Raw genomic sequence first — 12,809 nt, forward strand, 5'->3', positions numbered from 1 at the left:
AGAAAAATTCGAAACAGATGTAAGCCCTCATAAAAATGGAATCCTTGCATTATATAATAGGGCATTGAAACTTAATAAATTGCGTTATTTTTATGAAAAATCAAGAATTGTATCAAAACGTATTTTTAAGGTTTAAAATATAGATCTTTTATTATAATGAAACCAAAACCACATTTCCATCAAATCTTCCACCTATGTGTAAAAAAATAGGGTATAATGTATTATATAGTTTTAAACACAAGTTTAAATAGCAAGGGTGGGAAATTATGTCAGAATTTATAGAAGTAAACAATGTGGAAAAAATATATGAAATGGGGGAAATTGAAATAAAAGCCTTAGACAATATATCTTTTTCCATAGATAAAGGTGAATTTGTTGTAGTGGTGGGGCCTAGTGGTGCAGGTAAAAGCACCATTCTAAATATTTTAGGGGGAATGGACACTCCAACTTATGGTGAACTAATAGTAGATGAAAATAATATAAGCGGGTATTCCCCTAGGGAATTAACCACTTATAGAAGAAATGATATAGGTTTTGTATTTCAATTTTATAATTTAGTTCAAAATTTAACTGCAGTTGAAAATATAGAATTGGCTACAGAAATTTGTAAAGATCCCTTCGAACCAGAAATGATTTTAGAACAGGTAGGCCTTAAAGATAGAAGGGATAATTTTCCTAGCCAGTTATCTGGTGGAGAACAGCAAAGAGTGGCCATAGCCAGAGCCTTAGCCAAAAACCCTAAACTATTATTATGCGATGAGCCTACAGGGGCGTTGGATTATAATACAGGTAAATCTGTATTAAAATTGTTACAGAATACCAGTAGAAACAATAATATGACTGTAGTGGTAGTTACTCATAATCAAGCTATTGCACCTATGGCAGATAAAGTAATAAAAATTAAAAATGGAAAAGTTGAGAAAGAATTAATAAATTCTAATCCACTACCAGTGGAAAGGATTGAATGGTAATTGAAACAATCCTTAATAAAAGATACCTTTAGGGAAATAAAAAACTCCCTAGGTCGTTTCTTAGCTATATTTGCCATAGTTGCGTTAGGTACTGGATTTTTTGCAGGGATAAAGGCTACAGCACCAGATATGAAAATTACTGGAGATAAGTATTTTGATGATTATAGATTAATGGATTTTTGGCTAATCTCCACATTAGGATTTAATGAAAGGGATATAGAGGAAATTTCAAAACTAGAAAATATTGAAGGCATAGCTCCTAGTTATGCCATGGATGCTATATTTGAAGATGGAGAAAACGAAAAGGTAATTAGATTGATTTCGCTACCTATGGACAAAATAAAGGCTGAAAGCGAAGACTATATAAATAGAGTAAATTTAGTAGAGGGAAGATTTCCAGAAAAACCTGGGGAATGTTTGGCAGAGAAAAGTAAATTGGGCATAAGCCCTATTCAACTAGGAGAAAAAATTAAATTAAATTCTGGCACAGATGAAGATATATTAGAAAATCTAGAAAATGATGAATATACAGTAGTAGGTCTAGTAGAGAGTCCTCTCTATATAGCCTATGAAAGAGGTACCAGCACCATTGGAAATGGTAAGGTAAGTAGTTTTGTTATATTACCAGAGGAAGAATTTAAATTATCAGTTTATACTGATCTTTATTTAACTATAAAAGGTGCTAGGGAAGTTCTAACTTTTAGTAAAGAATATGGTGATTTGCTAAATCCCATTAAAAAGGATTTAGAAAGAATAGCGAATTTAAGAAAAGAAGCCAGATATGATGAAATAATGGAAGAAGCCAATGAAAAACTAGAAGATGCAAAAAAAGAACTTCAAGAGGGAGAAGAGAAACAAGTTGAGGAATTGGCTAAGGCAGAAAAGGAATTAAATGAAGCCAAAGAAAAAATAGCCAAGGGTGAAAGTGAATTAAAAGATAAAGAAAAGGAATTCAATAAAACTATTAAATCAGCAGAAAATAAATTAAGTGAAGAAGAAAATAAACTTAAAACTGGAGAAGATGAGTACAACAAGAATCTCAAAAATTTTAATGAAGAAAAGAAATCGGCTCAAGAAAAATTTAAACAAGCAGAAATCCAAATAGCTAATGGGGAAAGAAAATTAGATGCCAAAGAAAAGGAATTGGAACAGGCAAAACTTGGATTTAACTACATTATAGATGAAAATGAAAAGGCTAAAACCTTAGCTATAATTGAAGCAGGAGAAAAGGAATTGGCAAAGGGGAAACAGGAAATTTCTTTTGCCGAGGCAGAATTAGAAAAGAATAAAAGTGATTTGGAAATAGGCGAAGAAAAATTAAGGAATGCTAAAATTGAAATAGCTGAAGGCAAGATGCGATTACAAAAGGAAAAAATTAAACTAGAAGATTCTAAAAAAACAGCCTTAAAAGAATTTGAAAAGGCTCGTAAGGAAATAGAGGATGGAAAACGTGAATATGATGAAGGCTATGAAGAATATTTAAAGGGTAAAAAGGAATCTGATGAAGAAATAGCAGGTGCTAAAAAGAAAATAGCAGATGTAGAAGAAGAATTAAAAAAATTAAAGAAACCTAAATGGTATATTGTAAAACGAAGTCAAACTAAAGATTTTATGGAATATGAAATGGCCGCTGATAGAATAGATGCAGTAGCTAAAGTCTTTCCAGTGTTTTTCTTTCTTATAGCCATATTGGTGTCTTTGACCACTATGACTCGGATGGTAGATGAGGAGAGGGTTTATATTGGAAGTCTTAAGGCCATGGGTTATAAAAATATAGCTATAGCTTCTAAATATATAGTATATGCGGCTACAGCTAGTATTAGTGGCAGTATAGTAGGACTGTTTATTGGCTTTTGGGCATTACCCACTGTTATATTTAATGCCTATAGGATTATGTATATTATGCCAGATATTATAATAGAGTATAATTCCTATTATGCTCTATTATCTACATTCATAGCAGTTATAGCCACAAATTCAGCAGCACTAATAGCTGTTTACGGTGAATTAAGGGAAGTACCTGCTAATCTTTTAAGACCTAGAGCCCCAAAGCCAGGTAAGAGAATATTATTAGAAAGAATAGATTTTATATGGTCTAAACTTAGATTTTCTCAAAAAGTAACAGCTAGGAATTTATTTAGATATAAGCGAAGACTATTTATGACCATAATAGGCATAGCGGGTTGCACTGCCCTATTAGTGGCAGGTTTTGGTCTAAAGGACTCTATTATGGCCATTACTAGCAAACAATTTGATGAAATAAATAAATATGAAATGGTAATGGACCTAAAGGATGGCATAGGTATAGGCAAAAGCACCAAATCTATAGATACTCTAGAGGAAGATTCTAGAATAGAAGATTATATATTAATAAAAGAACAAACTATGGATATAGGTAAAGGTGGGTTAGAAGAATCCGCCAATATTATAGTTCCAGAAGATATAAATGGGCTCAAAGATTTTATAATACTTCGAAATAGGGAAACAGGTGAAAATTTATCTATAACAGAAGATGGGGCAATTTTATCAGAAAAGGCATCTCAATTGTTAAATGTAAATATAGGAGATGAAATATATATTAAAGATGAAAATGATATAAAAAGAATGGTGAAGATCATTGGTATTACAGAAAATTATATAAATCACTATGTTTATATATCACCTAGTTTATATGAAAAGGTATTCGAAGAAGATTTGGAATATAAGAGAATACTAGCTAAAACTACTAATACAGAAAAGGTCTTTGAGGACAAATTATCTAAAGAGCTATTGAAAAATGACGATGTAAGTTCTATAGAATTTATAACTGGAATTAGTAAGGCTTTTAATAATACTTTAGATAGTTTAGATAAAGTAATTATGGTTCTAATAGTTTCAGCTGGAGCCTTGGCTTTTGTAGTATTATATAATCTAACTAATATAAATATCTCTGAAAGAATTAGGGAAATTGCTACAATTAAAGTATTGGGCTTTTATGATGGGGAAGTTTCCAAATATGTATATAGGGAAAATAGAATACTAACTATAATGGGAACAGTATTGGGGATAGTAGCGGGAATATTTCTCCACAAATTTATAATACTCACTACAGAAATAGAATTTATAATGTTTGGTAGAGAAATTGGAAACATGTCCTTTGTATATTCAGCCATTTTAACCTTAGTTTTTGCAGCTATGGTGGATTTTGTGATGTATTTTAAATTGAAGAGAATAGACATGGTGGAATCTTTGAAGTCCATAGAATAAACCTAGTGAGTTTCACTAGGTTTTATTCATCTATGGTGTAGTAGAAAGATTATGTTTTTCTATGTTTATGGTTTAGGATGTGATACGGTGAACCATATCATAAATAGTGGACAAGCTATGCGTTGTAGGATAATGTTTAAGGGGTTATCATAAACTGGAATTAAGTGGTATAATGTATATAAGTGATATTATACGACACAAGGATAAGTATACTCTTATAATAGGGAGGGGTAAAACTATGAAACAAAATAATTACATTTACGCAATTATTGAGGTTCTTATATTAGTAGTGGTTCTTTTAGTAGCATGTACTGTTTTAAATTCAGAATATCTATTTGGATGGGCCGCGCATAACTGGAAGTTTTATTTAGTTTTAAGTTCAACCGCTCTACTGTTTCTTTTCTTGAATAAAAGACTTGTTTCTGCATTTATGACTATAGGAATCACCACTGGCATTTTTGTTGGAAACTATCTTGGAGCACTGATAAAGACTTATAATGAAAGCAAGATTCTTGATGGTATGAAGGCAGAAGAAATATATAGACTTAGACATCATCCTGGATTTGAAATCTGGATTGGTATAATTCTATTGTTTATTGTAATTGGAGCTATCATGCAAATTACTGTCAAAAAGAAAAGAGCAAATATATAAATTATACTAAAGGAAAATTCATTATTAATTGACACAAGTTTTTAATGTTGTACATTATTTATATTATGTTCAACATATAGCAAACTTTTATTAATGGGGTATAATAAATATATAACATACCATTTAAGGGATAGTGATAAGATGGATATTATTAAAAAGTGTAAAGATATTTTAATGAAATATGAAGATATTGTCTTCTCCTATATCTTTGGTTCGTATGCTCAAAATAGTATAACAGAAAATAGTGACATAGATATTGCTATATATTTGAAGAAAAATATAGATATAGATACATATCTTGAAATTAAAATGAATTTATCAGAAGTTCTTAAAAGGGAAGTTGATTTAGTAATATTAAACAATGCACCTCCTCTATTAAAATATGAAATCTATAAAAATAATATATTGCTTTTTAGTCGTGATAAAACTTTGGAAAGTCAATATAAAGTAAAAACCTTGTTTGAATATAGTGATATAAAAAGGTACCTAAACTTATCTTATGATAAAACTATAGAAAGATTGAAAAAAGAGGTGGAGTCCAATGGTTAATATTGAAGTGATTAAACAAAGGTTAAACCAATTATCAACTTCTATAAATAAAATAGAAAGGTTTAAGGAAATATCTCTGGAAGAATTTTTAAAGGATGATATTATACAAGATGTGGTAGAATATAATTTGTTTATAGCAATAAACATGATGATTGATATAGCAACTCATATTGTGGTAGATAATAATATGGGCAGTCCAGAAACATTAGGTGAAGCATTTAACATCTTAAATAAGGAGAAACATTTAAACGATGAGGAAACGAAAGTTTATAGGAATATGGTAGGCCTTAGAAATATATTGTCTCACGAATATATAAACATAGATAAAAAAATAATATATAGCATTTTAAAAAATAACTTAATTGATATAAAGAAATTTGTTATTTTTGTTAATGATAATTTTATTTAAGGATTAATATATATGCATTATGAAAGCAGTAGGTTTATTGTAGTTAAATCTACTGCTTTATTTATATATTTATTACTTTAATCTTAATTCTCATTATATTTTGATTGATAAATAAGTTTTGCTAGTAGAACTGATAAGGTGAACTCTATCACGAATAGTGGACAAGCTATGCGTTGTAGGGGAGACCTTTGGTCTCCTGCGTATGACTATTGTAAGTTGTTATTTAATGGTATAATACGTATAAGTAGGATTATGTTCATTAAATTAATAAATAAATATAATGAAAGTCTAATTAGAAAGGGGGATTTTATGAAAAAAATTATTGTCTCATTGTTTGCAATCTTGCTAGTATTTTCACTGGTAGCTTGTAATCAAAAATCAACTAATGAAGAGTTAACAATAGATATTGGGGATTCTGATAAGTTTAATAGGGAAGAGATTAATAATGCGATAAAAATTGTAAAAGATAATTTTGCCTTTCCAGCTTCTACTCTAACAAAAATATGGTACGATGAAGAAGAGTCAGATAGAAATATTAAATTCTATTTAGAAAATGGTAAAGGTGAAGGAACTGGGGTTAAACCTGAAGATATTATTGTATTATTATCTAATTTTAATGTTGATGACTCTGAAGATAATCCTGTTTTTAGTCCTGGTTCTTATGAGAATTATCAGTGGTTATTAATAAGAGATAATAAAGATAGTGAATGGATGATAGATGATCAAGGGTATTAATAATTTACAAAGAATATAATCGTTGTTGAACATCATTTATATTATATATAATAGATAATATGGTATAATAAGTATATACTACATTATTTGAAGGGTAGTGATTAAATGGACACTGCTAAACAAATATTATTAAGACTTATAGACGAAATTCCAGAAAATCAAATACATGAAGTAATAGATTTTATAGGATATTTAAAAATGAAAAATGAGAGATATATGTTTAAGGAGTTAGAAGATGCAAGTAAAAGTAGTATGGGTTTTTGGGATAATGACATAGATGATGAGGTATGGAACAATGTATAAGCAAAGAGATATATTATTAATACCAATACCTTTTACAGATTTGACATCTAGTAAAAAGAGACCTGTTCTTGTACTATCGAATGATGATTATAATTCTAAAACAGATGATATAATAGTGGTTGCTATTACCTCAAATTTTACATCAAAGGACTATAGTGTGTTTATTACGAATAGTGACTTGTTGGAAGGGAATTTAAAAATTGATTCATGTATAAGAGTAGATAAGATTTATACTTTAGCTCAAAATATTGTTATTAAGAAATTTGGCGAAGTTAATGATGACGTTATGAATAGGGTAAAGAATAAAATTAATGAACTAATAAAATAACAGGAGACTCTCCTGTTATTTTTTGTTAGGTATATCTACCACCAAATAGGTTTTGCGAGTCAAGCCGATACGGTGAACCATATCATAAATAGTGGACAAGCTATGCGTTGTAGGATAATGTTTAAGGGGTTATCATAAACTAGAAATAAGTGGTATAATACGTGTAAGTAGATTTATATGACATAAAACCTAATTTTTTAAAGGAGTAAATTAAAGATGAATATAAAAATAAGACAGGAAAAAGGAACGGATTATAAGGTTTCAGAAAACTTGGTAGAAAAAGCATTTAAAAATGCAGAGTACAGTGACCAGAAAGAACATCTTTTAGTTGCAAAATTAAGAAAAAGTGATGTTTTTGTACCAGAACTCTCACTTGTTGCAGAACTGGATGGAGAAACTGTAGGGCATATAATGCTTACAAAATTAATCATAGAAAATGAAGAAAATAGATATAATACATTAGCATTAGCACCTGTTTCAGTTTTACCAGAACATCAGAATAAAGGTGTAGGTAGTAAATTAATAAGCGAAAGTTTAAAGGTTGCAAAAGAAATTGGTTTTAAATCAGTAATTGTTCTGGGACACGATAAATACTATCCACGATTTGGATTTAAACCTGCAAGTATATGGGGAATTAAAGCACCATTTGAGGTTCCAAATGAAGCATTTATGGCATTGGAACTTGAAGTTAGAGGACTAGAGGGTATTAGAGGAACTGTGGTTTATAGCAAGGAGTTTTTAGAATAGATGAATTTATATTTCTAATTATTTAAGTAAGAAAAGAGACATATTCTTTATTTCATATGTAACAGATAATACGATATATCTTTTTAACAATGATGAGGAATTTCAATATAAAATAAAACAAGATGAAGACTTTTGTATTGAATTATACTTGAGAAATCCTATGGAAATGGATGCAAATAAATTTGCCTATAAAGAAATGGAGATTTATTGGGCAATAAATCAGGTGTTAGAGAAGAATAGTAAGGTTAAATTATCCTTCTAAATTAGGGAGAGTTTTTGTACAATTAAGGGATTTCGATATGTTAGAATATGAAAGCACTATAATATCACCTAAATATAAGGAAAGAGCTATAAAGCTAAACAAATTTAGATATTTAAATGTATATTTATTGTCCCCTGAAGATATAATTGTAAGCAAAATAATCAGACTGGAACAAAAAGACATAGAGGATATAGATGAACTTATAGAGATAGCTGATAAAGAATTAATAAATCAAATTATAGATGAAGTATTGTTGAGAGATGATTTATATGAATCTAAAAAGAATCAATTTATAAAAAGATTACCACAGTTTAAGGAGAGGTACTATGTATAGAATAGTATGTGAAAGTTATGAAAACTATAAAAGTGATTTTTTACCCAATAATACTGATGATTATAGATATAAAATTACTGAACCCCTAGAATTAATATTAGACTTATCTTTATATGAAGAGGAAAAAAACAATAATACTATTAATTATCAGAAATTGGAGCATTTTATATATTTATTGAAGAAGAATATTTATGAATATCCTAATTTTAAATCGCTTTTATGGAGTTTAGAATCAAGGGGTATTTATGGTAGGGATTATGGTGTACTAGGTGAAGAAGAATTTTCTGAATTACAAAAGATTGTAAATATGTTTTTAAAATTATCATATTGGGGATAGGGGCATAAAAGGATAATAAGTTAATTTTTAAAGTTTTTAATAATATTAGAACAGGAGCATTAGGTTTATGTGATAAAACCTAATGCTTATTTTTATCAGCCTATATTAACTACTAAACATATCCTATTCATTTTGCGAGTGGAGTTGATACGGTGAACCGTATGATAAGTAGGACAAGCTGTTTTTGATTATGATAAAATTTAGCTAAGACCTCTATGTTATTCCTAGTAATGTTGTATAAGCTAAATTATCTGCAGAAAGGACAATTAATATAAATGTAAAATAAGTAGTCATGAGTGGCATGAACTTTATAAAAAATGGGCAAAAGAAAACTTGTCAATATATTGTGAGATTAGATAAATAATAAATATAATAATATAGGTATTAATATAGAATTATATATAGAAAATTATGGTATAATATATATATTTAATAATTATAAAAAATGAGGAGATAAAATGTTTGAAAAACTCGATAATTTATTAAAAGGACTTGATGAATATCGGCCTCTTACGGCTTGTTTTACAGGAAGGAATTACTATAGATAAAAAACCATTGAAAGAGCATTTGAAAGTAATTGGATATAAGGAAGCGTTTTTTATATAGAAGAATTAGTAAAAGAAAAAATACCCCTATTAGAGAATCCTATAAAGGATATTAATAGCATAGCTTTAATGGATAAGCCTCAAGATAGGGAAAAATATAGGCGTATACCAGTTACTGTTTTAGGGACAGTATATGAATCACCAGGGCCATATTTGGTGCTAGTATTAATGGAGCAATTAATTAATGAATATAATGAAGAGATGAAAGATAAACATATTATTGAAAAAGTTGTATTATTTCATTTACAATTTGAAGCTATGCATCCCTTTGTAGATTTTCAATTAAATAATTCTAACTCTTAGATGTTAACTGAAATGATTAAAGAGTATGTAGAAGAAGAGTTGGAGAGATATATTTCAGTTTTAGAAATAGTAAATGATTATGGGGTGGGAAAGTTGAAATATATTGAAAACAAGTTTATTTTGAAAACAATTACTGAAGATTTGCTTAAAAACGTTTTAAATATTTATGATACAAATGGAGAGTATTTTAAAATTTCAATGAATGGAAAGCCTTCAATAGAATCTGTTATTGAAGATAAAAATGATATGCCACCAGGCTCAAATTTGCTGAATAAGAACTATAAATTAATATCTATGAATGGTCAAGATATTGGAATTATAGATTATATAATGAATTATCCAGATGAAGATGCAGTATACATAGGATTATTTATGATTAATGGAGATTTTCATAGACAAGGATATGGAAGAGCATTTATTGAAGGGTTTATAGCAAATATGAGAGAAAAGGGGTATCGTAGAATAAGATTAGGTGTGCTAAAACAAAACAAAAATGGATTTGAGTTTTGGGCAAGAATGGGATTTAAAGTAGTAAAAGAAATGATTAGTACAATTCATCCTGAAAGGAACTGGGAGATTATGGTTATGGAAAAAGCAATTAAAATCAGAAAGTAATACTATGCAAGTTATACTATATTTTGGAGGTTAGCACATGAAATATGGGGGAATAGTTGGTGTAGGTAATACAGCAACTGTATATGAGTGGGAAAAAAATAAAGTACTTAAGCTTTTTCATCAGGGTTATCCAATAGAATCGGTAGAAAGAGAATTCAAAAATGCGAGATTAATATGGAATATGAGGTTTCCTAAGCCTAAGGCGTATGAAATTATTTCATATGATAAACAAATAGGTATAATATATGACAGATTAAAGGGTGAATCTTTACTAGACTGGCTTATGAGGACAGGCAATGCAGAGGAATGTGCAGTATATATGTCAAAGCTACATAAACAAATTATCGAAAATAAGATTAATGATGTACCAAATTACAAGGATTTTTTAAGGGATAATATACAAAATGCCCAAAGTTTAAAAGAAAGAGAAGAAATGTTATGTATGCTTGATAAATTACCAAATGGAAGCACCCTTTGTCATGGCGATTTTCATCCTGGTAATATATTCATTCACAATGGACAAACAACTGTCATAGATTTTATGAATATATGCCATGGACACTTCCTTTATGATATAGCAAGAACTATATTCTTGGTTGAATATACTCCTTTACCAGTAGAAATTAAAGAAAAAGAGAAGCTTTTAAAATTTAGAAAAACATTAGCAGATTTATATCTTAGGGAAATGAATGTAACTAGAAAAATTATTGAGGATTATTTATCAGTAATAATTGCGGCAAGAATGGGCGAATGTCCTACCGAGAAATGAATGTAATTGCTATAAAAAAGATAAAATATCATTGATGCTGTGACATCTACTATTGATGATGCAGATGTATATAAGATATCCAGCGGATTGATAAATGCTGTAAATGATTTCGATACTTATTATAATGAGAATCAAGAAATATTAGAACAATATATTGAATATAAGAAGATTAAAGAATATAGAGGGTCTGATGCAGTATGTTTTAGGGAATTGTTTAGGAAATTTGGGGAAACTAGTGGATATTATGATGAAAACCTACTGGTTTTATGGATTCTAGAGAGGGTTATATGAGTGAGGGGGTATTATAATGTTTTATGAGGCAAAGGAAGAGAAGATAAAGATTGGTGGGGCAGATATGGACTATGTTACTTTTGGCAGGGGTCAAAAATCTTTTATCATTATACCAGGATTAGGAGATGGATTGAAAACTGTTAAGGGAACAAAAATATTACTTGCAAGAATGTATAGACTATTTGCTAAAGAATATAAAGTATATGTTTTTAGTAGAAAGAATAATATTGAAGAAGGATATTCGACTAGGGATATGGCGGAAGATCAAAAGATTGCCATGGAGAATCTGGGTATAAAAAATGCTCACGTAATGGGTGTTTCACAAGGAGGAATGGTATCACAATATCTTGCTATTGATTACCCTGAAATGGTAGATAAACTTGTTATAGGGGTATCTGTTTCCAAACAGAATGGTACTATACAGAAAGTTATAAAAAATTGGATAAACTTGGCCGAAAGTAATGATTACAGAAATCTAATTATTGATACCATGGAAAAAACCTTTACAGAAGATAAACTTAAAAAATATAGTATTTTTTACCCTATTATGGCGAGAGTTGGGAAACCAAAAGACTTTAAAAGATTCATAGTTCAAGCCAATGCATGTCTTAATCATAATGCTTATAATGAACTAGATAAAATACAATGTGCTACTTTAGTAATAGGTGGGGATAGCGATAAAGTTGTAGGGAAAAACGCAAGTAAGGAAATGGCTGAAAGAATAGATAATAGTAAGTTGATTTTATATAGAGGTTTTGGACATGGAGCATATGAAGAGGCTAAAGATTTCAATCAACAAGTACTAAAATTTTTAATATCTTAGGAATTATTAAAAACTATAACAAGTTCCCATATAATTTACTGATTAAGAGCATTGCTAGAAATGCGACAAAAACTAAGTATGCATATGAAAACTTATATGAGTCAGTTTCTAAATTGAGTAAGAAGGAGATAATTCATATTATGAATATGACATATAAAGAATTCCTTAAAAGGATAGAAACAGTTAAGTTTAACTTTCCAGTTCTTTTAATAGTTGGTGAGGATGATAAAACAGGATATGTAAAAAAGTATAATTAAAAATGGGCAGAACATGATGGTCATCCTTTAAAAATTATTAGTAATGCTGCCCACAATTCAAATGTTGACAACTATGAAGAATTTAATAAAATTGTAAAAGGATTTTTAAAGAGCTTAGAGATTTAAGTTGACTTAAATATAACCTTTGAAATGGCAGGTTACCCCATAATCTACCATTTTATTTATATATTTAATATTTTAATTCTGATTATATTCTGACTAGGAAATAAATTTTGCGGGTCAAATTGATACGGTGCACCATACCGTAAAGTA

Annotated in this window: 16 protein-coding genes; all 16 read left to right on the forward strand. The window is 29.1% G+C overall.

Annotation, left to right across the window (positions count from 1 at the left end):
• The first annotated feature begins 266 nt into the window (after positions 1-266).
• Positions 267-971: an ABC transporter ATP-binding protein gene (locus tag CUL_RS0113360; protein ID WP_005583581.1), complete on the forward strand. Its 705-nt coding sequence runs from the start codon at positions 267-269 to the stop codon at positions 969-971.
• Complete coding sequence (locus CUL_RS0113365) at positions 972-4,217, forward strand: ABC transporter permease (protein ID WP_025642191.1); 3,246 nt, start codon at positions 972-974, stop codon at positions 4,215-4,217.
• 238 nt (positions 4,218-4,455) lie between these two features.
• Positions 4,456-4,869, forward strand: coding sequence for a hypothetical protein (locus CUL_RS0113370; RefSeq protein WP_005583579.1), 414 nt, complete (start codon positions 4,456-4,458; stop codon positions 4,867-4,869).
• A 141-nt stretch (positions 4,870-5,010) separates the two neighbouring features.
• Complete coding sequence (gene mntA, locus CUL_RS0113375; protein WP_005583577.1) at positions 5,011-5,418, forward strand: type VII toxin-antitoxin system MntA family adenylyltransferase antitoxin; 408 nt, start codon at positions 5,011-5,013, stop codon at positions 5,416-5,418.
• A complete protein-coding gene (gene hepT / locus CUL_RS0113380) occupies positions 5,411-5,827 on the forward strand; it encodes a type VII toxin-antitoxin system HepT family RNase toxin (protein WP_005583575.1) in 417 nt (138 codons plus the stop codon). Before mntA ends, hepT begins: the two co-directional genes overlap by 8 nt.
• Positions 5,828-6,136: 309 nt before the next feature.
• On the forward strand, positions 6,137-6,562 hold the full coding sequence (locus CUL_RS19550) for a DUF4829 domain-containing protein (RefSeq protein WP_025642192.1): 426 nt from the start codon (positions 6,137-6,139) through the stop codon (positions 6,560-6,562).
• 105 nt (positions 6,563-6,667) lie between these two features.
• Positions 6,668-6,865: a hypothetical protein gene (locus CUL_RS0113390; RefSeq protein ID WP_005583572.1), complete on the forward strand. Its 198-nt coding sequence runs from the start codon at positions 6,668-6,670 to the stop codon at positions 6,863-6,865.
• Positions 6,858-7,193, forward strand: a complete 336-nt coding sequence (locus CUL_RS0113395; RefSeq protein WP_005583571.1) for a type II toxin-antitoxin system PemK/MazF family toxin — start codon at positions 6,858-6,860, stop codon at positions 7,191-7,193. Before CUL_RS0113390 ends, CUL_RS0113395 begins: the two co-directional genes overlap by 8 nt.
• 216 nt (positions 7,194-7,409) lie before the next feature.
• Positions 7,410-7,940, forward strand: coding sequence for a GNAT family N-acetyltransferase (locus CUL_RS0113400; RefSeq protein ID WP_025642193.1), 531 nt, complete (start codon positions 7,410-7,412; stop codon positions 7,938-7,940).
• Between the two features lie 236 nt (positions 7,941-8,176).
• On the forward strand, positions 8,177-8,536 hold the full coding sequence (locus CUL_RS0113410; RefSeq protein ID WP_330216564.1) for a DUF6036 family nucleotidyltransferase: 360 nt from the start codon (positions 8,177-8,179) through the stop codon (positions 8,534-8,536).
• On the forward strand, positions 8,529-8,873 hold the full coding sequence (locus tag CUL_RS0113415) for a hypothetical protein (RefSeq protein WP_005583376.1): 345 nt from the start codon (positions 8,529-8,531) through the stop codon (positions 8,871-8,873). Before CUL_RS0113410 ends, CUL_RS0113415 begins: the two co-directional genes overlap by 8 nt.
• A 647-nt stretch (positions 8,874-9,520) precedes the next feature.
• Positions 9,521-9,781, forward strand: coding sequence for a Fic family protein (locus CUL_RS19555; RefSeq protein ID WP_269077338.1), 261 nt, complete (start codon positions 9,521-9,523; stop codon positions 9,779-9,781).
• Positions 9,782-9,793: 12 nt separating this feature from the next.
• A complete protein-coding gene (locus CUL_RS19560) occupies positions 9,794-10,396 on the forward strand; it encodes a GNAT family N-acetyltransferase (RefSeq protein WP_025642195.1) in 603 nt (200 codons plus the stop codon).
• Between the two features lie 37 nt (positions 10,397-10,433).
• On the forward strand, positions 10,434-11,165 hold the full coding sequence (locus CUL_RS0113430) for an aminoglycoside phosphotransferase family protein (RefSeq protein ID WP_025642196.1): 732 nt from the start codon (positions 10,434-10,436) through the stop codon (positions 11,163-11,165).
• A gap of 39 nt (positions 11,166-11,204) precedes the next feature.
• Entirely contained in the window at positions 11,205-11,456 is a 252-nt protein-coding gene (locus CUL_RS0113435; protein WP_005583379.1) for a hypothetical protein, read from the forward strand.
• Between the two features lie 16 nt (positions 11,457-11,472).
• Complete coding sequence (locus tag CUL_RS0113440; RefSeq protein ID WP_025642197.1) at positions 11,473-12,279, forward strand: alpha/beta fold hydrolase; 807 nt, start codon at positions 11,473-11,475, stop codon at positions 12,277-12,279.
• Positions 12,280-12,809: the final 530 nt, after the last annotated feature.

The organism is [Clostridium] ultunense DSM 10521, from assembly GCF_000511955.1.
Lineage (GTDB): Bacteria > Bacillota > Clostridia > Tissierellales > Tepidimicrobiaceae > Schnuerera > Schnuerera ultunensis.